Annotated in this window: 24 protein-coding genes; 18 read left to right on the top strand and 6 right to left on the bottom strand. The window is 68.6% G+C overall.

Annotation, left to right across the window (positions count from 1 at the left end; genetic code table 11):
• Nucleotides 1–24 precede the first annotated feature (24 nt).
• A complete protein-coding gene (locus ATI37_RS07910) occupies nucleotides 25–690 on the top strand; it encodes a hypothetical protein (RefSeq protein WP_117237881.1) in 666 nt (221 codons plus the stop codon).
• Here the strand turns inward: ATI37_RS07910 and ATI37_RS07905 are convergent.
• Nucleotides 687–1,154 carry an NUDIX hydrolase gene (locus ATI37_RS07905; RefSeq protein WP_117237880.1) on the bottom strand — a complete coding sequence of 156 codons (468 nt, stop codon included), beginning with the start codon at nucleotides 1,152–1,154 and terminating at the stop codon, nucleotides 687–689. The two genes, ATI37_RS07910 and ATI37_RS07905, sit on opposite strands and share 4 nt — an antisense overlap.
• Nucleotides 1,154–2,218 (bottom strand): peptide chain release factor 1, encoded by a 1,065-nt coding sequence (gene prfA, locus ATI37_RS07900; protein WP_117237879.1) that lies wholly within the window; start codon nucleotides 2,216–2,218, stop codon nucleotides 1,154–1,156. The genes ATI37_RS07905 and prfA overlap by 1 nt, the downstream gene beginning before the upstream one ends.
• Before the next feature lie 295 nt (nucleotides 2,219–2,513).
• Between prfA and ATI37_RS12590 the strand changes: the two genes are divergently transcribed.
• Nucleotides 2,514–2,714 (top strand): hypothetical protein, encoded by a 201-nt coding sequence (locus ATI37_RS12590; RefSeq protein ID WP_332871156.1) that lies wholly within the window; start codon nucleotides 2,514–2,516, stop codon nucleotides 2,712–2,714.
• A gap of 44 nt (nucleotides 2,715–2,758) precedes the next feature.
• Entirely contained in the window at nucleotides 2,759–2,902 is a 144-nt protein-coding gene (locus ATI37_RS12585; protein WP_332871155.1) for a hypothetical protein, read from the top strand.
• A gap of 273 nt (nucleotides 2,903–3,175) precedes the next feature.
• On the opposite strand, the gene ATI37_RS07890 is transcribed toward ATI37_RS12585, so the two are convergent.
• Both ATI37_RS07890 and ATI37_RS07885 read right to left on the bottom strand, forming a co-directional pair.
• The gene (locus tag ATI37_RS07890; RefSeq protein WP_117237878.1) at nucleotides 3,176–3,760 is read right to left on the bottom strand and encodes an SCO family protein; all 585 of its coding nucleotides are present in this window, start codon (nucleotides 3,758–3,760) and stop codon (nucleotides 3,176–3,178) included.
• Nucleotides 3,757–4,176, bottom strand: coding sequence for a copper chaperone PCu(A)C (locus tag ATI37_RS07885; protein WP_117237877.1), 420 nt, complete (start codon nucleotides 4,174–4,176; stop codon nucleotides 3,757–3,759). The genes ATI37_RS07890 and ATI37_RS07885 overlap by 4 nt, the downstream gene beginning before the upstream one ends.
• 112 nt (nucleotides 4,177–4,288) lie before the next feature.
• On the opposite strand from ATI37_RS07885, the gene ATI37_RS07880 reads away from it, so the two are divergent.
• From ATI37_RS07880 to ATI37_RS07835, 10 genes are all read left to right on the top strand, one after another.
• Nucleotides 4,289–5,473, top strand: coding sequence for a NosD domain-containing protein (locus ATI37_RS07880; protein ID WP_117237876.1), 1,185 nt, complete (start codon nucleotides 4,289–4,291; stop codon nucleotides 5,471–5,473).
• Nucleotides 5,452–6,132 carry an ATP-binding cassette domain-containing protein gene (locus tag ATI37_RS07875; protein ID WP_117237875.1) on the top strand — a complete coding sequence of 227 codons (681 nt, stop codon included), beginning with the start codon at nucleotides 5,452–5,454 and terminating at the stop codon, nucleotides 6,130–6,132. Before ATI37_RS07880 ends, ATI37_RS07875 begins: the two co-directional genes overlap by 22 nt.
• Nucleotides 6,113–6,817 (top strand): nitrous oxide reductase accessory protein NosL, encoded by a 705-nt coding sequence (locus tag ATI37_RS07870; protein ID WP_117237874.1) that lies wholly within the window; start codon nucleotides 6,113–6,115, stop codon nucleotides 6,815–6,817. Before ATI37_RS07875 ends, ATI37_RS07870 begins: the two co-directional genes overlap by 20 nt.
• Before the next feature lie 11 nt (nucleotides 6,818–6,828).
• Nucleotides 6,829–7,269 (top strand): hypothetical protein, encoded by a 441-nt coding sequence (locus ATI37_RS07865; protein ID WP_117237873.1) that lies wholly within the window; start codon nucleotides 6,829–6,831, stop codon nucleotides 7,267–7,269.
• A 63-nt stretch (nucleotides 7,270–7,332) separates the two neighbouring features.
• Entirely contained in the window at nucleotides 7,333–7,842 is a 510-nt protein-coding gene (locus ATI37_RS07860; protein WP_117237872.1) for a nitrous oxide reductase accessory protein NosL, read from the top strand.
• Between the two features lie 91 nt (nucleotides 7,843–7,933).
• Nucleotides 7,934–8,683 carry a hypothetical protein gene (locus ATI37_RS07855; RefSeq protein WP_117237871.1) on the top strand — a complete coding sequence of 250 codons (750 nt, stop codon included), beginning with the start codon at nucleotides 7,934–7,936 and terminating at the stop codon, nucleotides 8,681–8,683.
• A 10-nt stretch (nucleotides 8,684–8,693) separates the two neighbouring features.
• A complete protein-coding gene (locus ATI37_RS07850) occupies nucleotides 8,694–9,140 on the top strand; it encodes a hypothetical protein (protein ID WP_408646657.1) in 447 nt (148 codons plus the stop codon).
• Nucleotides 9,115–9,708: a MazG family protein gene (locus ATI37_RS07845; RefSeq protein ID WP_117237869.1), complete on the top strand. Its 594-nt coding sequence runs from the start codon at nucleotides 9,115–9,117 to the stop codon at nucleotides 9,706–9,708. Before ATI37_RS07850 ends, ATI37_RS07845 begins: the two co-directional genes overlap by 26 nt.
• A 29-nt stretch (nucleotides 9,709–9,737) precedes the next feature.
• Nucleotides 9,738–10,208 carry an NUDIX hydrolase gene (locus tag ATI37_RS07840; protein WP_117237868.1) on the top strand — a complete coding sequence of 157 codons (471 nt, stop codon included), beginning with the start codon at nucleotides 9,738–9,740 and terminating at the stop codon, nucleotides 10,206–10,208.
• Nucleotides 10,171–10,668, top strand: coding sequence for a type 1 glutamine amidotransferase domain-containing protein (locus tag ATI37_RS07835; RefSeq protein ID WP_117237867.1), 498 nt, complete (start codon nucleotides 10,171–10,173; stop codon nucleotides 10,666–10,668). The genes ATI37_RS07840 and ATI37_RS07835 overlap by 38 nt, the downstream gene beginning before the upstream one ends.
• On the opposite strand, the gene argB is transcribed toward ATI37_RS07835, so the two are convergent.
• Nucleotides 10,652–11,404 (bottom strand): acetylglutamate kinase, encoded by a 753-nt coding sequence (argB, locus tag ATI37_RS07830; protein WP_117237866.1) that lies wholly within the window; start codon nucleotides 11,402–11,404, stop codon nucleotides 10,652–10,654. The two genes, ATI37_RS07835 and argB, sit on opposite strands and share 17 nt — an antisense overlap.
• Nucleotides 11,397–11,888: a hypothetical protein gene (locus ATI37_RS07825; protein ID WP_117237865.1), complete on the bottom strand. Its 492-nt coding sequence runs from the start codon at nucleotides 11,886–11,888 to the stop codon at nucleotides 11,397–11,399. The genes argB and ATI37_RS07825 overlap by 8 nt, the downstream gene beginning before the upstream one ends.
• Nucleotides 11,889–11,905: 17 nt before the next feature.
• Here ATI37_RS07825 and dnaX point away from each other — a divergent pair, with 17 nt between their 5' ends.
• From dnaX to ATI37_RS07805, 5 genes are all read left to right on the top strand, one after another.
• On the top strand, nucleotides 11,906–13,066 hold the full coding sequence (gene dnaX / locus ATI37_RS07820; RefSeq protein ID WP_332871154.1) for a DNA polymerase III subunit gamma/tau: 1,161 nt from the start codon (nucleotides 11,906–11,908) through the stop codon (nucleotides 13,064–13,066).
• Nucleotides 13,054–13,524 (top strand): hypothetical protein, encoded by a 471-nt coding sequence (locus ATI37_RS12580; protein ID WP_332871164.1) that lies wholly within the window; start codon nucleotides 13,054–13,056, stop codon nucleotides 13,522–13,524. Before dnaX ends, ATI37_RS12580 begins: the two co-directional genes overlap by 13 nt.
• 7 nt (nucleotides 13,525–13,531) lie before the next feature.
• Nucleotides 13,532–13,813, top strand: a complete 282-nt coding sequence (locus ATI37_RS07815; RefSeq protein WP_117237864.1) for a metal-sensitive transcriptional regulator — start codon at nucleotides 13,532–13,534, stop codon at nucleotides 13,811–13,813.
• The gene (locus ATI37_RS07810; protein ID WP_117237863.1) at nucleotides 13,814–14,281 is read left to right on the top strand and encodes a phosphohydrolase; all 468 of its coding nucleotides are present in this window, start codon (nucleotides 13,814–13,816) and stop codon (nucleotides 14,279–14,281) included.
• Between the two features lie 133 nt (nucleotides 14,282–14,414).
• Nucleotides 14,415–16,265, top strand: coding sequence for a 2-oxoacid:acceptor oxidoreductase subunit alpha (locus ATI37_RS07805; RefSeq protein ID WP_117237862.1), 1,851 nt, complete (start codon nucleotides 14,415–14,417; stop codon nucleotides 16,263–16,265).
• Nucleotide 16,266 lies beyond the last annotated feature (1 nt).

The raw sequence follows: 16,266 nt of genomic DNA, 5'->3' as shown, positions 1-16,266 counted from the left end.
CCTCTCCCAGGGTAAACTTTTGCTATGGACCAAGGTTTGGAGGCCGCCTTCAAGTATTTGGAGCGCCTCCTCTATGGAGATGCAAAGCGCCCCGGCCTCACCATCTATGACCTGGAGCGCCTGGTGGGCTACCCCGCCCGGGGGGAGGGACCCCTGGCCTACACCCTTCCCCGCAACCAGGCCCTTTCTGGAGTCCAGGCAGTACGTTTTTACTACTACCCCAAGGACCCCAAGCTCCAGCTCATCGTGGAGATCGAGGACCAGGAAGGGAGGAAGCACCTGCGCCACTTTCGCTGGAATGGCTCCGCCTGGGAGGTCCCCGAGGGCAGGCTGGGCGACCTCAAGGTTACCGAGGAGAGCCCAGGCCCCATCAAGGTAGGGGAAGACCACTTCCTGGGCTTTCCCCGCGAGGAAGCCCTGGAGCTGGCCCAAGAGGTGCGCAGGGGAGAAGCCCTGGGGGCCAAGTACCTCCTCTGCCCCCGGTGCAGCACCCGGATCTTCTACGCCCCCTCGGTCCGTCCCGAGGGCATCGCCTGCCCCCGGTGCGGCAACGCCACCCTGCTCTTCAAGACCTTCTCCGGCCTGGACCTCCCCAAGGACCCCCTCGAGGCCCTGGCCGAGGAGCAAAGGGCCCTCCGCAAAGCCCTGGAGGAGCTCATGGCCTATCTGAAGCGCAAACTTGGCCCCTAGACCCGCGTCCCCTCGGCACCCCACCCGGGATAGGCGTAGAAGCGGCCCCTTTCCCCCCGAAGGTAGTCCAGCAAGGGCTCTTGCAGGGGGCGGTGGCTAGAAAGCCTGGCCGCCACCTCCTGTGGGGTGAAGAAGCGGGCCTCCACGATGTGGCCGTCGGGGTCTCTCGGGTTCAGGAGCCCCTCGTAGCTGGCCCTAAAGGCCAAGGCGAGGGTGCGCTCGTTCCTGCGGCGGTCCTCCACCTGGATCACATAGGCCAGGTGTTCAATGGCCTTCACCCTTAGGCCCGTCTCCTCCCGCACCTCCCGCACCAAGGCCTCCGGGACCGTCTCCCCGGGTTCCACCGTGCCCCCGGGGAGGGTGTAGCGCACCAGGCCCTTCCGCCCCCAATCGTTCCCCACCAGGAGGACCCGCCCCTGGCGGTCCAGGAGGATGGCCGCCACCACCAGGATCTCCCGGCGCATCACGCTTCCGCCATGGCCTCCAGCTGGCGCTCCTGGTCAGCCCGCTTCAGGGCCTCCAGAAGGGGCTGGAGCTTGCCCAAGAGGACGCCTTCCAGGTCGTGGGTGGTGAAGCCGATGCGGTGGTCCGTGACCCGGGACTGGGGAAAGTTGTACGTGCGGATCTTCTCCGAGCGCTCCCCGGTGCCGATCTGGGCGAGTCGGGTCTTGCGGAGCCTCTCCGCCTCCTCGGCCCGCTTCATCTCTAGGAGACGGCTACGGAGGATCATGAGGGCCTTCTCCCGATTTTTGATCTGGCTCCTTGAGTCCTGGCAGGTAACCATGATGCCCGTGGGCAGGTGGACCACCCGCACGGCGGAGTCCGTGGTGTTCACCCCCTGGCCCCCAGGCCCCGAGGCCCGCATCACGTCGATGCGGACCTCGTCCATGTTGAGCTGGAAGTCGGCCTCCTCCGCCCTGGGCAGAACGGCCACCGTGGCCGTGGAGGTGTGGATGCGCCCCTGGGTCTCCGTGGCTGGGACCCGCTGTACCCGGTGGACCCCGCTCTCGTACTTGAAGGTGCCGTAGGCCCCGGGGCCCCGCACCTCAAAGACCACCTTGGAAAATCCCCCCAGGTCCGTGGGGTTGGAGTCCAGAAGCTCCGTCTCAAAGCCCATCTCTTCGGCAAAGCGCAGGTACATCTCCAGGAGGTCCCGGGCGAAGAGGGCGGCCTCCTCCCCGCCGGTGCCGGCCCGGATCTCCAGGATGGCGTCCCGCTCGTCCATGGGGTCCTTGGGCAGAAGGTGGCGCTCCAGTTCCTTCTCCAGCTCCTTCTTGCGGACCTCCAGCTCGGCCTTCTCCGCCTTGGCCACCTCGCGGAGCTCGGGGTCCTCGAGGAGGCTTTCCACCCCTTCCAGGTCCTGGAGCACCTTGCGGTACTCCCGGATGAGGGCGATGACCTCCCCCATCTCGGCATAGCGCCGGGAAAGGGCCTGGTAGCGCTTCGGGTCCTTTAGGACCTCCGGGTCAGCGAGCAGCGCCTCCAGCTCACGGTACTCCTCCTCCAAGCGCAAAAGCTTGTCCAGCATACCTGATCCCAGGATACTCCATGGGGGGCTTGACGGAGGATTTAGGCTTGCCTAAATACCCGCCGTGGAAGATCCCCCGCCCTACACCCTTCTGGGCGGCCTCCTGGCCCGGGGGTTCACCGCCTTAGGGGCGGCCATCGCTTCCCTCACCCAGGAGCCTAGCCGCAAGCCCATGGACGGGATGCTGGGCTCCACCGCCGGGGTGATGCTTTCTGCGCCTTCTCCCCCCTGGTCCCCGGAATGCAGACTCCCCTGGGTTCCCGCTGCGGTCGGGCCTCTGGCAGGGGGCGTAACCATGAGGCTTTTGGACCACCTCCTTCCCCACCTGCACCTGGGGTTTCCCATGGAGGCCAGGGAGGGGACGCGCGTTCCCTGGCGGCGCGCTACCCTGCAGGTCCTGGCCATCACCCTGCACAACACCCCCAAGGGCTTGGCGGTGGCCTGGCCCTTGAAGCGGGCAGGGGTAAGGGCAGGCCCGGCCCGGTTTTACGGGTAGCTCCCCCCCATCGTGGGGCCCATCGGCGCAGTCCAGGGAGGGCTTTGGGTAACCCGGGTGCCGCCCTCCTCCCCTACCCCATGGCCTTCGCCGCAGGGGCCATGGTCTTCGTGGCCCTAAAGGGGGTCATTCCTGAAAGCCAGGGGGAGGGCAACGGGGACGTATCCACCTTCGGGACGGTGGAGTAAGGCCATGGACAGCCGCCTAGGCCCCTTGGCCCCTGCTCGGGCGTCCCTTGGGGGGCGCCCCCTTGGCCTTGGCAGCTGCGGCTTGGGAAACCCTGTTCAGCCCGTCGGGAATGCCATCCTTGTCCAGCTCCACCGGGCGGCCCCTGGCCTCCTCCAGGCGCTTCTCCACCGCATCGGGCTAGCCGCCCTTTCTTGAACCGCCTCTTGGGCCAGCGATCGGGCCACCTCCTCGCCCCTCTCCCCAAGCCCCTTGGAGTCCATCTAGCCTCCAGGCTACAGGAGGGCGCGGAGGTCCGCTACCACCCTCTCCGTGGCCTCCACCTTGTCGGGGCTGAAGAGGAGCACCAGCCTCCCCCCATGAACCACAAAGGTGGTGGCCGTGTGGTCCACCAGGTAGTCTTCGGGGCTCCGGAACTGGGTCTTCTGGTAGTAGACCCCGAAACTCCGGGCCACCTCCCGGACCGCCTCCGGGCTCCCCGTAAGGCCCAGGAAGTCGGGATGGAAGGCTTTGGCGTACTCGTCGGCGATGTGGGGGGGATCCCGGTCGGGGTCCACGCTGATGAAGATCACCTGGACCCGGGCCCGCTCCCTGGGGGAAAGGGCCTCGTAGGCCCGCCTGAGGGCCAGCATGGTGGTGGGGCAGACGTCCGGGCAACGCACGAATCCGAAGAAGATGAGGACCAACTCCTCCTGGAGGTCCGCCAGGCGCACGGGGCCCTTGGGCCCCTCCAGGACAAAGTCCACGGGCCTGGGGTTGAGGAGCCGGGTGCCGAAGAAGCTGTGGGGGCCCTTGGGCAGGAGAAAGTAGCCCAAGGCGAGGAGCCCCAAGACCAAAAGGACCGGGAAAAAGCGTCTCATCGCATCTCCACAGGCAGGGTTACCTTAAGCTTCAGGCCCCCCTGGAAAAGGAGGGCGATCTCCACCCTCTCCCCCGCCTTCAGGGGCCGCTTTAGCCCTTCTAGCATCAGGTGGTACCCCCCGGGCCTGAAGGCCACCCGGCCCCCCGGAGGGATCTCCACGTAGGGCAGGGGGCGCATGCCCAGCACGGTATGCCCCCCCCTGTGCTCCCTGTGATCCCGGTGCAAGGAGACCCGCTCCGCCACCTCCGTTTCGGCCCCAAGGAGCCTTACCGCGGTCCTCCCCCGGTTCTCCAGGGTGAGGTAGGCTGCGGTGTCCCGCACCACCGGAGGCAACAGGCGCACCCAGCCTGGCTCCGCCACCACCTGGCCCCAGGCGGGGAGGAAAAGGAGGAAGATGGGAAGGAGGCGCCTCATAGCTACCAGTCTACGGGGCCTCGAGGGACGAATGTACTCTTTGTATCCTGGGACACCGAGGCCAGGGGCAAAAGTACAAAAGTCCCACCCCCCGCCCCTACCTTGAGGGTGTATGCGCACCCTGGGCCTTCTGCCCCTCCTGGCCCTAGCCTCGGCCGGCCCGGTCCTGAGGCTTTCCGGGGAGGTGAGGGGCCCTCTGGTCCTCACCACCCCAGGCCTCCTGGTGGAAGGGAAGGGGGCGGTGCTCTACGGGGAAAGGGGGCACACCCTGAGCCTCCTGGCCCCGGGCATCCGGGTGCGGGGCCTCAAGGTGGTGGGGGCAGGCCCAGAGGACGACTTCTTTGAGCCCCACGCCGCCATCTACCTGGAGGGGTGTGCGGGGTGCCTTCTGGAAGACGTGGAGGTGGAAAAGGCCCCCGCGGCGGTGCGGGTGGAGGACTCCCCCGGAGCCCTGGTGCGGGGCCTGAGGGCCCAGGGCCTCGGCCAATCTCCCGGGGTCCTCCTCTACCGGAGCAAGGAGGCGGCGGTGGAGGGAAGCCACCTCTCGGGCTACATGGACGCCATCTACGTGGAGTACAGCCCCGGCGCGCGCATCCAGGAGAACCTCCTGGAGGCCAACGGCCGCTACGGCTTCCACGTGATGTTCTCCTGGGGGGTGCGGGTGGAGGGCAACCTGAGCCAGGGGAACGCCGTGGGCAACGCCGTCATGCACGGGGCAGGGAACCGGGTGGTCAAGAACCTGCTCCTGGACCACAAAACCCCCCTCGGCTACGGCCTTTTGCTCCAGGACGAGCGGGAGACGGAGGTGGCGGCGAACGTCTTCGGCGGGAACACCCTGGGCCTGGTCCTCATGGACGCCCAAGGGGTGAGGGTGGTGGGAAACCGCTTCCGGCAAAACGGCACCGCCCTCCGCATCACCCGGGAGCGGGGGGGGAACTCGGCCCGGGTGGTGGAAAACGCCTTCCTGGGGAACCTCTACGACCTCCTGGTGGACGACCCCGAGGCCAAGGCGGAGGTCCAGGGCAACGCCTACGACCGGGCCCCAGGCCTTCCCGTTCCTCACCTTCCCGCCTCCAGCTTCGCCCTCCTTCTGGCCCGGCAGCCGGAGCTCTCCCTCTTCGCCCTCTCCCCGGGGGTGGTGCTATGGGAGGGGGTGGAGGGCCAGGTCCCGGGCCTGAGGCTCCTCTCGTTGGCCGACCCCAAGCCCAAGCCCTTGCCGAGGGAAGAAGGAGTCCGGGTGGGCCCCCTTCTCCTGGGGCTCCTGGGAGGTGTCCTGTGGTGGCGGTGGAGGGTTTAGAAAAGCGGGGAAGGCTCTTCGGGGTAAGCCTCCAAGCGGAGAGGGGGGTGGTGGGCCTCTTCGGGCCCAACGGGGCGGGGAAGAGCACCCTCTTGGCCATTCTGGCCGGCAGGCTGCGGCCGGATGGGGGCAAGGCCCTCCTCCTGGGCAAAGCCCCCAGGGACCCCGGGGTCCTGGCCCTAAGGGCCTACCTGCCGCAAAACCCCAGGCTCCTCCCCCACCTGAAGGCCCTCGAGGTCCTCCAAGGGGCCAGGAGGGTGAAGGGCCTGCGACAGGGTGCCCTGGAGGAGGCCGCCTTCCGGATGGGGATTGAGCCCCTTTTGGGTAAACGGGTGGGGGAGCTTTCCGGAGGGCAGCAAAAGCGCCTGGCCATCGCCGCCGCCCTCATGGGGAACCCTCCCATCTGGCTTCTGGACGAGCCCACCGCCGCCCTGGACCCTAAGGGCCAGGAGCGCTTCTGGAACTGGGTACGGGACAAAGGGGAAGGGGTGGCCCTCCTCGCCCTCCACGACCTGAAGGAGGCCTCCCTAACCCAGCGGCTTTTCCTGCTCAAGGGGGGGAAGCTTTTGGAGGAAGGCCCCCCGGAAGAGGTCTTGGGCCCAAGGGGAGAGCGCCTCCCCTGGCTAATGGAGGTAGTCTATGGCGAAGACGCGGCGTGAGGTTTTGGCGGTTTTGGGCGGTCTGGTCCTGGCCCCGCAAGCCCTGGCCCACCACGGAGGGCACGGGAGCCCCGGGGGGATGGCCTCCGGGGCCGACCTGGTCCCCCCCAAGCCCATTCCCTGGGACGCGGGCGCCTGCGGCTTTTGCGAGATGCCCATCAAGACCCCCGAGGGGCAGTGGCGGGGCCGCACCTTCCCTAAGGGCTTCTTTGAGCAGACCTACAGCCAGATCGCCTTCAAGGAGAAAAGGCCCGCCCCCCACAACCCCAAGGAGACCGTGGAGGCCCTGCACTTTGAGAGCATCGCCTGCATGGTGAACTACGCCTGGGTCCACGGCCTGAAGGACGGGGAAGGGACCACCTTCTACGTCACGGACCGGGGGGGCTACGATCCCCAGAACCCCCAGGGGAGCGTGCGCCTGGTCCCCGCCCGGCAGGCCACCTTCTACTGGGGGGAGAGGTTGATGGTGGTGATGAACGCCCGCCTCCTAGCCTTCAGGGACCCCGACCGGGCCCGGGCCTTCGCCGAGGCCCACAGGGCCCAGCACGGCAGGCAGAACTTCTTCACCTTCCAGACCCTCTTAGACCTCGCCCCCCTGCCCGAGGCCAACCTGGTCGCCCTCCTGGCCCGGCATGCGGGGCTTTTGGGAGGGAAGGGAGACCACGGGCACGACCATAGCCACTAAGAAGGGTCCTCATGCACATCTCCTACCTTAAGGGGTTCTTGATCGTTCTCCTCGTGGCCCTGGCCACCTCGGTTCTGGCCCACGAGAGCCGTCAAGTGGGACCTTACAGGATCGTGATCGGCTTCCTCTACAACCCCGCCTTCGCCGGCTTTCCCAACTCCTTGGACCTTAGGGTCACGGAAGGGGACAAGCCTGCGGAAGGGTTAGAAAAGACCCTCATCGTGGAGATCATCGCCCCCAACGGGGAGGCTTTCCAGGTGGACCTGCGGCCGGCTCACCGCCAGCCCGGGTACTACCGGGGCTGGTTCATCCCCGGGGTGAGCGGGAACTACGTCTGGAGGGTGCGGGGCAAGATAGGCGATTTGGAGATCAACGAAACCTTCTCCAAGTTCTTCCACTCCAAGGAAGCCGTCCTTGACCCCAGGGAATACACCGTTCCCAAGGGACGCTGACCCGATCTTGGGCCACCCCGGGACCTTCCGGGGTGGCCTTCTTGGTAGAGTGGAGGTGAACCCATGGAACGCCGCCGCTTTTTGGCCCTCCTGGCCCTCCCCCTCCTCCCGAAGGCCCTTTCTGCCCCTAGGGCCCTCAGGGTGGGGGTGGAGGCCTGCCCCTACTGCTTCATGACCATCCTGGACGCCCGCTACGCCGCCCAGGCAGTGAACCCCCAGGGCAAGGCCTTCTTCTACGACGACCCCGCCTGCCTCCTGGACCAGCTCAACGGCTGGGGCGGGCCCGAGCTCAAGGCCAAGGAGGTCTACCTGGTGGACTTCCTGGAAAGCACCCGGACCCAGCCCCGTTGGGTGGAGGCGGACAAGGCCCTCCTCTACCACAACCCCCAGATCCGCACCCCCATGGGCTCGGGGCTTTTGGCCTTCAAGAGCCGGGAAAATCTGGAACGGCACCTCAAGGAGCGCCCGGAGAGGCGGGGCGGCCGGGTCCTCACCTGGAGGGAGGCCCTGAAGGAGGGGGAGAAGCGCACCTGGGTCCCCACGGACTTCTTCCCCCCTCCCCCTAAGCCGTGATACCACCCCATGCTGGCTTGGGCCAGCATGGGGGCACCGGCAGAGGGTGTTCCTGGGAGGCTTTTCTAAGCTGGCAGAGCGAAGAAAGAGTATGACCCCCCTCTTCCTCAAGGAGGTGGCCCGCAACCCCTGGACCGCGGGCCTCCTCCTCCTGCCGCCCCTCCTGGCCCTGGGGTTCCAGGGCCGGGGAGAGGGGGTGGGGCTGGTGGGCCTCTACTCGGGGCTTTCCCTCCTCCTTCCCCCCCTGGTCTTGGCCCTCTCGGTGCCCCTCTTGGCCTCCCGGGAGGAGTGGGCCTTCCTCCTCGGCCTCCCCGCCCGGCCCTTCAGGGCCCTCCTGGAAGGGACCCTGGGGGTCTTCCTGGGCCTCTTTCCGCCCCTTCTCCTCGGCCTCCTCCTAGGGGCGGGGCTCCTGGGCCTCTCCCCCGGGGCGGGCCTTTGGCTCCTCCTTTCCGGGGCGGGCCTCCTCCTCTTCTGGCTGGGGGTGAGCGCCCTCCTCGCCGCCCTCCTCCTGGAGGAAAGGCGGGCCCTGGCCTTGGGCTTCGGCCTCTTTGGCCTCTTGAACGTCCTCTACGGCCCCTTGGTGGTGGCCTTGGCCGTGCGGCTTAGGGACTACCCCCTCGAGGGCCTCCTCACCCTGGCCCTCCTCCTGAACCCCCAGGAGGTCCACCGGGTGGGCCTCCTCGCAGGCCTGAACGCCCCGGTCCTCACCGGGCCTGTGGGCCATCTGGTGGCGGAGAGGCTGGGGACGGTGGGGGCCCTCGTGGGCCTCCTCCACCTCGCCCTCTCCGGGGTTCTCTTGACCCTTCTGGCCGCCCTGGTCTTCGCCCGGCGGGACCGGTAGTATGGCGAGGGTGCACCGCCTGGCTGCCCTGCTCCTCATCCTCCCCTTTTTCCTCCAGCTTCTGGGCCTGGGGGAGACCCCCTTGGGCGGGGGGCTTTGCGGGGAGCTCTTCCGCCAAAGGGACCCGGCCCTGGCCCTCATTAGCCCGGGCTTTTGGTACGGCCTCCTCTTCATGGTCCTCCTGGCCCTCCAGCTGGGCTATGGCCTCGCCCTCCTCCTCCTGCCCCTTCTGGAGGTGCGCCTGGGGCCGGGATGGCCCAGGGCGGGGCGGTACCTGGTCGGGGTGCTCTTGCTCCTCTTCCTCCTCACCCGGACCACGGGCCTCCCCGCCCCTGGGGAGGGGGGGCTGGTCCTGGAAAGGGCCCCCCTGGATCCCCTCTCCCTCCTCCTGGTGGGCCTCTCCCTGGCGGGGGGGCTCCTCTTGAGGGAGAATGGGAGGGATGGAGCGGCTTCTTGAGGTCATGCGCCGCCTGCGGGGCCCCGGGGGATGCCCCTGGGACCGGGCCCAGACCCACGAGAGCCTGGTCCCCTACCTCCTGGAGGAGGCGGGGGAGGCGGCGGACGCCATCCTGAAGGGGGACCCGGAGGCGGTGGCGGAGGAGCTTGGGGACGTCCTCCTCCAGGTGGCCTTCCACAGCGCCATCGCCGAGGAGGAGGGCACCTTCACCTACGCCGAGGTGGAGAGGCGCATCGTGGAAAAGCTCATCCGCCGCCACCCCCACGTCTTTGGGGAGGCCAGGGCCGAGACCCCGGAGGAGGTCAAGGCCCGCTGGGACGAGCTCAAAGCGGGAGAGGGGAAGGAGGAAGACCCCTGCGGCCCCAAGGCCCTGCCCACCCTCCTCCGGGCCTATAACCTCCAGAAGAGGGGCCTGGACCGGGGGAGCGAGGAGGGGCTTAGGCAGGCTTTGGAAAAGGGGGACCTCGAGGAGGCGCTTTGGCATCTGGTGGGGCTTTTCGTGGAGAAGGGAGAGGATCCCGAGAGCGCCTTAAGGCGGCGCTCCCTCAGGGCCTGCCGGAAGATCTAGAGCCCCCCCCGGGCTTCCGGCTGGCGGCGGTGGCCCTGCCCCTCCTGGGGGAACACCTCCTCTTCACCCTAAGGAGCCCCCGCCTCCCCACCCATGCGGGGCAGGTGAGCTTCCCGGGCGGGGTGGTGGAGCCGGGGGAGGGCGTGGTGGAGGCCGCCCTGAGGGAGGCCTGGGAGGAGGTGGGGCTAGGGGGGGTGGAACCTTTGGGCTTCCTCTCCCCCACCCTCTCCCCCCAGGGCTTCCTGATCCAGCCCGTGGTGGTCTACCGCCCTGACCTTTCCCCCCTAAGGCCCAACCCCGAGGAGGTGGCCGAGGTCCTCCTCGCCCCCCTAGAGGAGCTCCTGCGGGTGGTGCCTTGGCGCGAGGTCCGCCTGGGGAGGCAGGTTTGGCACTTCCCCTGGCGGGGGGTGGACATCTGGGGGGTCACGGGGAATATCCTAAGGGAGTTCCTGGAGGTGTGGCGTGCGGCGCATCGGGATTCTGCTAGCGGACCTCTTTGACGAGCGGGAGTTCATCTACCCCTACTACCGGGTCCTGGAGGCGGGCCTTACCCCCGTGGTCATCGGCCCCGAGGCCAAGGAGTACCGGGCCAAGTCGGGCTTCGCCTGGAGGGCGGAGGCCACCCCTGAGGAGGCGGGGGAGCTCTTTGGCCTCCTCATCCCCGGGGGGTTCGCCCCCGACTACCTGAGGCGGAGCCCCGAGGTCCTGGCCCTGGTGAAGGGGGTGGGGGAGAGGGGAAGGCCCCTCGGGGCCATCTGCCACGGCCCCTGGGTCCTCATTAGCGCCGGGCTCGTGCGGGGCCGGAAGGTGACGGGCTTCCCCTCCATCCGGGACGACCTCCTGAACGCCGGAGGGCTTTACCAGGAGGCGGGGGTGGTGGTGGACGGGCCCCTGGTCACCGCCCAAGGCCCCAAGGACCTCCCCGCCTTCATGGGGGCCTTCCTCAGGCTTCTTTCCTGAAGAGCGTCCCGGCCTTCCCAGCGAGGACCTCCTTAAGGATTCCCCGCCGCCCCTTGGCGATGGCCGCCCAAGGGGCCCCCTGGCGGAGGGCGAAGAGGGCGGCCTCCACCTTGGGGACCATCCCCCCCTGGACCACCCCCTCCGCCCTGAGGCGGGCGGCCTCCTCCGGGGTGAGGCGGGGGAAGCGGGTCTCGGGGTCCTTGGGGTCCCGGTAGACCCCCTCCACGTCGGTGAGGAAGAGGGCAGGCCAACCCAGGGCCCCGGCCACCGCCCCGGCGGCGGTGTCGGCGTTCACGTTCAAGGCCCCCTCCTCGTCCAGGGCGACGGGGCTTAGGACCGGGGTGTACCCCTTCTCCAGGAGGTCCAGAAGGAGCCCCTTCTCCACCCCCACCACCTCCCCCACCCGGCCCAGCCCGGGAAGGGCCCTCCCCTTGAGGAGGAGGGCGTCCTGGCCCGAGAGGGCGAGGGCCTTTCGCCCTCTTCGGGAAAGCCCCCCAGAAAGGCGCTTGCCGATGGCGGTGAGGACCATCTCCACCACCTCCATCCCCTCCGGGGGCGTGACCCTGAGCCCATCCTGGAAGCGGCTTTCCAGGCCCAGGCGGGCGAGCCACGCCCCGATCTCCGGCCCCCCGCCGTGCACCAGGACCAGGGGGCCCGGGTAACGGGCCAGCTCCTCCAGGAGGGCCCCCGGGGCCCTCAGGCTTCCCCCCACCTTGACCAAAAGGGGCTCACTCAAGGTAGACCACCTCCTCGGGCAGGTCCCCCTCCTCCTCGGCCTCCAGGAGGTCCAAGAAGCCCAGGGCGGCGTGGTCCGGGTGGAGGCCGAAGTGGGCCGCAAGGGCCTTTGCGGCGCTCACCGGGGGCATGGCCCTGGCCACAGCGAGGAGGGGCAAGACCTCCTCCGGGCCCCAAAGGGCCTCCCCCAGCTCCGGGCCTACCCTGAGCTCCGCCCGCACCCTCCCCCCTTCCCCCAGGAGGAAGAGGAGGTTTTCCTCCTCCTGGACGAAGAAGGCCAGGGCCTCCCCCAGGTGGGAAAGCCCCTCGAGGAAGGCCCTGATCCCCTCCAGGTCCTCTTGGGCCTCGAGGGCCTCGTGGTAGAGGCCCGTCCAAGGGGGATCGGGAACCAGGTAAACCCCGGCCCCCTCCGTCCGCCCCTTTGCGAAGGCCGCCACCTCCTCCAAGGGGGCCTTCACGTGAAAGGAGAGAAAGCCCCGCACCAACCCCTATACTAGCCCTTGTGAGCGCCCTTTACCGCCGGGCCCGCCCCCCCACCTTCGGGGAGGTGGTGGGCCAGGAGCACGTGAAGGAGCCCCTCATGCGGGCCATACGGGAGGGGAGGCTTTTCCACGCCTACCTCTTCTCCGGCCCCCGGGGGGTGGGCAAGACCACCACCGCCCGCCTCCTGGCCATGGCCGTGGGGTGCGAGGGGGAGGAGCGCCCCTGCGGGGTCTGCCCCCACTGCCAGGCGGTGCAGAAGGGAACCCACCCCGACGTGGTGGAGATCGACGCAGCCAGCAACAACTCCGTGGAGGACGTGCGGGAGCTGAGGGAAAGGATCCTTCTGGCCCCTCTCTCCGCCCCCAAGAAGGTCTTCATCCTGGACGAGGCCCACATGCTCTCCAAAAGCGCCTTCAACGCCCTCCTCAAGACCCTGGAGGAGCCCCCGCCCCACGTCCTCTTCGTCTTCGCCACCACCGAGCCGGAGAGGATGCCCCCCACCATCCTCTCCCGGGTCCAGCACTACCGCTTCCGGCGCCTCAAGGAGGAGGAGATCGCCTTCAAGCTCAAGCGCATCCTGGAGGAGGCCGGACGTGAGGCCGAAGAGGAGGCCCTCCTCCTCCTGGCCCGCCTGGCGGACGGGGCCATGCGGGACGCGGAAAGCCTCCTGGACCGCATGCTCCTCCTGGAAGATCCCCTCACGCGAGCCAAGGTGGAGGAGGCCCTGGGCCTCCCCCCCAGGGAGGCCCTCTACCGGTTGGCCCAGGCCCTCCTTCAGGGGCAGGTCCCCGAAGCCCTGGAAGAGGCCAGGCGGCTCTATGGCCTGGGCTTCGCCCCGAGGAGCCTGGTGGGGGGGCTCATGGAGATCCTAAGGGAGGGGCTTTACGCCGCCTACGGACTCGGGGGGTGGGCCCTGCCCGCCCCTGCGGAAACCCTGCTTCTGGCCCTCACCCGGCTGGACGAGGCCCTGGAACGCCTGGCCAGGCGCTCGGATCTCCTGGCCCTCGAGGCCGCCCTCCTCTCCGCCCTCGCCCCCAGGGCCCAGGAGATGCCCCTCCCCGACCCCCGCCTCCTGGCCCCGCCTTCCCTCCCGGCCCCCAAGGGCCCCCTGCCCAAGCCCCAGATGAAGCGGGCCCCGGGGACCTTTCGGAAAGGTGGCGGGCCTTCCTGGAGGCCCTGAAGCCCACCCTGAGGGCCTTCTTGCGAGAGGCCAGGCCCCAGCTGGAAGGGACCACCCTGATCCTCCGCTTCCCCGAGACCATGGCCTTTCACCAAAGGAAGGCGGAGGGGCAGAAGGAAGCCCTCCTCCCCCTGGCCCGGGCCCAGTTCGGGGTGGAGGAGCTGGCCTTCCTCCTGGAAAAAAAAACCCCGAACGGGGCTAACCCCTCCCAGGCTCCGGCAAAGCCCACCCCAGGAAGCCCCCCCCTAAACCCCCCTTGGGAGCCGGTGGGGATACCCGGGGCAGAGCCGGAGGAGGCCCCGGGGGTAGGAGAGGTGGGAAGGGGAGAAGACCCTTCCCAAGAGCTCGCCCGCCTGGCCCGGATCCTGGGGGCCCGGCTCCTTTGGGTGAAGGGGCCCAAGGCCCTCGAGGCTGAGGAACCCGTGAGCGAAAAGGACATAGGGGGTACTCGTATATAATGCTCCTATGACCAGGACGACCGAGCTGGGAAAAGACACCGTGGAGAACATCCTAAAGCGGCTTCGGCGCATTGAAGGCCAGGTGCGGGGCCTGCAGAAGATGGTGGCCGAGGGCCGCCCCTGCGACGAGGTCCTCACCCAGATGACCGCCACCAAAAAGGCCATGGAGGCGGCGGCCACCCTGATCCTGCACGAGTTCCTGAACATATGCGCCGCCGAGGTCTCCGAAGGCAAGGTGGACCCCAAGAAGCCTGAGGAGATCGCCAACATGCTGAAGAAGTTCATCTAGATGCGTAGGCTTCGGGGGCGCACCCTCCGCCTGGCCCGCGCCCTCTTCGCCAAAGAAGCCCCGGACGACGCCTTCGCCCTAGGGTTCTTGCAGGGGGAGGAGAGGGCGCTCTACCTGGCCATGGACCCCCGGGACCGGGCCCATGGGGTGCGGGTGGCCAAGAGGCTCCTCGCCCTCTACCCCGAGGCCCCTGGTTTTGCCGTGCGGGCCGCCCTCCTCCACGACGTGGGCAAGGCCTTGAGGCCCTACCGCCCCTGGGAGAGGGTTCTGGTGGGCCTGGTCTCCTTTTCCGTCCCCCCCTACCCCCTGCGGCGGGGGGTTTTGGGGGCCCTGCAGGTGCGCCGCCACCACCCCCTATACGGGGCAGAGCGCATAAGGGATCCCCTGGTTCGGGCCCTAGTCCTGGAGCACCACGCCCCGCAAAGCCTCTGGGGAAGGAGGCTGCACCAAGCGGACCGGGAAGAGTGAGACCACCCCATGCTGGCTTGCGCCAGCATGGGGGCCCCGGTAGGCGGAGGAAACAGGAAGAAAGGGTATGACGGGTGCCCCTAGCCAAGGGGAACCCAAAAGGAGTAGCCTATCAGGGAACGAAGGAGGGCTTATGGATGACTTCACCTGGCGCGTGGGCGGCCCCCAGGGGGGTGGAATAGAGACCGCGGCCACCCTCTTCGCCCGGGCCATAGGCAAAGGGGGATGGTGGGTGGCCACCAAGCGGGAGTACCACTCCAACATCATGGGGCGGCACTCCTACCTGGATGTGCGGCTAGGGCGAAAACCAGTCCAGGCTTTCCGGGAAAAGGTGGACTTCCTGGTGGCCCTGGACGGGGAGACCCTGGCCCGCCACTTGGGGGAGGTGCGGGAGGGGGGGGTCCTCCTCTACGACCCCAAGGTCTTGGAGCTCACCCTCCGCAAGCTCCCCATGCTGGACCACCGGGTGGTGGAGGGCCTCTCGGAGCGCTTTGGCAAACGGGACCCGAGCCTCAAGGACATCCTGGGGGCTTACGTGGAGGCCGGGGTCCAGCCCCTGCCATACCCCTACGAAGAGGTGGCGGACCGGATCGGGGCCGAGCTCGGGGTGCCCTCCCTGCAGGCCCGGCGCACCCTGAACACCATCGCCGTGGCCGCAAGCCTCCACTTCCTGGGCTATCCCCTGGAGCCCCTCCTCGAGGCCTTGGCCCTGCAGTTTAGGGGCAAGGTCCTGGAGTTGAACCAGAAGGTGGCCGAGGCCGTCTACCGGGAAGAGGTCCCCACGCTCCCCTTCCGCCTGCACCTGAACGGCTACGAGCCGGGCCGGGTCTACCTCACCGGGGCCCAGGCCGCCGCCCTGGGGAAGCTCGCCGGAGGCCTCCGCTTCCAGACCTACTACCCCATCAGCCCCGCCACGGACGAGTCCGTCTACCTGGAGGCCCACACCGCCTTCCCGGGGGCCGACGTGGCCGTGGTCCAGACCGAGGACGAGATCGCCGCGGTGACCATGGCCATCGGGGCAGCCCTCACCGGGGCCAAGGCGGCCACCGCCACCAGCGGCCCCGGCTTCAGCCTCATGGCGGAGGGGATGGGCTTCGCCGGCATGATCGAGGCTCCCCTGGTGGTGACCCTCTACCAGCGGGGGGGCCCCTCCACGGGGCTTCCCACCCGCACGGAGCAGGGGGACCTCCTCTTCGCCATCCGGGGGGGGCACGGGGAGTACCCCAGGCTCGTCCTGGCCTCCGGGGACATCCAGGACGCCTTTCTGGACGCCCAGAAGGCCCTGGCCTGGGCCTGGCGCTACCAGACGGTGGTGGTCCACCTCCTGGACAAGTTCCTCGCCTCCAGCGCCCAAAGCCTCCCCAAGGAGGTCCTGCGGGTCCTCAACCTGGACGGGGAAAGGCGCGTCGTCCCCCAGGAGGAGTTCGGCCCCTACGAGCGCTACGCCCCAAGCGAGGACGGGATCTCCCCCTTCGTCCCCCTCGGCACCCCGGGGGGCTTCTACTGGATGACCTCGGACGAGCACGAGCTCGAGGGCCACATCACCGAGGACGCCGCCCTCCGGGAGTACCAGATGGAAAAGCGGATGCGGAAGCTGGAGACCGCCCGGGAGGAGATCCCCCTGGAGGACCAGTACACCCTCCTTCGGGACGGGGAGGTCCTGGTCCTGGGCTTCGGCACGGTGAAGGGGACCATGCTGGAGGCCCTGGACCACCTGGAGGGGGTGGGGTACTTGCACCTCAGGCTCCTTTGGCCTTTCCCCAAAATCGCCCACCTCTTGGAAGGCAAGCGGCTGGTCACGGTGGAACACAACTTCTCCGGCCAGCTGGCGGACTTGGTGCAGCAGGAAACCCTAAAGAAGGTCCACCACCGGGTGGTGAAGTACAACGGCCGCCCCATCACCCTGGACGAGGCGGTGGAGGCCCTGAAGGCCATCGCTGGGGGAGAGGCCCCGGCAAAGCTGGTGCTCAGGAAGGGGGTTTAGC

It is taken from the genome of Thermus sediminis (assembly GCF_003426945.1).
Classification (GTDB): domain Bacteria; phylum Deinococcota; class Deinococci; order Deinococcales; family Thermaceae; genus Thermus; species Thermus sediminis.
Note: the sequence above shows the minus strand (reverse complement) of the source record. Positions and strands in the feature narration are given on the sequence as shown.

Bases quoted from the DNA above. Each gene is read 5' to 3' on its own strand.
- ATI37_RS07910 (WP_117237881.1), top strand. From the start codon at position 25: ATGGACCAAGGTTTGGAGGCCGCCTTCAAGTATTTGGAGCGCCTCCTC.
- ATI37_RS07905 (WP_117237880.1), bottom strand. From the start codon at position 1,154: ATGCGCCGGGAGATCCTGGTGGTGGCGGCCATCCTCCTGGACCGCCAG.
- prfA (WP_117237879.1), bottom strand. From the start codon at position 2,218: ATGCTGGACAAGCTTTTGCGCTTGGAGGAGGAGTACCGTGAGCTGGAG.
- ATI37_RS12590 (WP_332871156.1), top strand. From the start codon at position 2,514: ATGAGGCTTTTGGACCACCTCCTTCCCCACCTGCACCTGGGGTTTCCC.
- ATI37_RS07890 (WP_117237878.1), bottom strand. From the start codon at position 3,760: ATGAGACGCTTTTTCCCGGTCCTTTTGGTCTTGGGGCTCCTCGCCTTG.
- ATI37_RS07885 (WP_117237877.1), bottom strand. From the start codon at position 4,176: ATGAGGCGCCTCCTTCCCATCTTCCTCCTTTTCCTCCCCGCCTGGGGC.
- ATI37_RS07880 (WP_117237876.1), top strand. From the start codon at position 4,289: ATGCGCACCCTGGGCCTTCTGCCCCTCCTGGCCCTAGCCTCGGCCGGC.
- ATI37_RS07870 (WP_117237874.1), top strand. From the start codon at position 6,113: ATGGCGAAGACGCGGCGTGAGGTTTTGGCGGTTTTGGGCGGTCTGGTC.
- ATI37_RS07865 (WP_117237873.1), top strand. From the start codon at position 6,829: ATGCACATCTCCTACCTTAAGGGGTTCTTGATCGTTCTCCTCGTGGCC.
- ATI37_RS07860 (WP_117237872.1), top strand. From the start codon at position 7,333: ATGGAACGCCGCCGCTTTTTGGCCCTCCTGGCCCTCCCCCTCCTCCCG.
- ATI37_RS07855 (WP_117237871.1), top strand. From the start codon at position 7,934: ATGACCCCCCTCTTCCTCAAGGAGGTGGCCCGCAACCCCTGGACCGCG.
- ATI37_RS07845 (WP_117237869.1), top strand. From the start codon at position 9,115: ATGGGAGGGATGGAGCGGCTTCTTGAGGTCATGCGCCGCCTGCGGGGC.
- ATI37_RS07815 (WP_117237864.1), top strand. From the start codon at position 13,532: ATGACCAGGACGACCGAGCTGGGAAAAGACACCGTGGAGAACATCCTA.
- ATI37_RS07810 (WP_117237863.1), top strand. From the start codon at position 13,814: ATGCGTAGGCTTCGGGGGCGCACCCTCCGCCTGGCCCGCGCCCTCTTC.
- ATI37_RS07805 (WP_117237862.1), top strand. From the start codon at position 14,415: ATGGATGACTTCACCTGGCGCGTGGGCGGCCCCCAGGGGGGTGGAATA.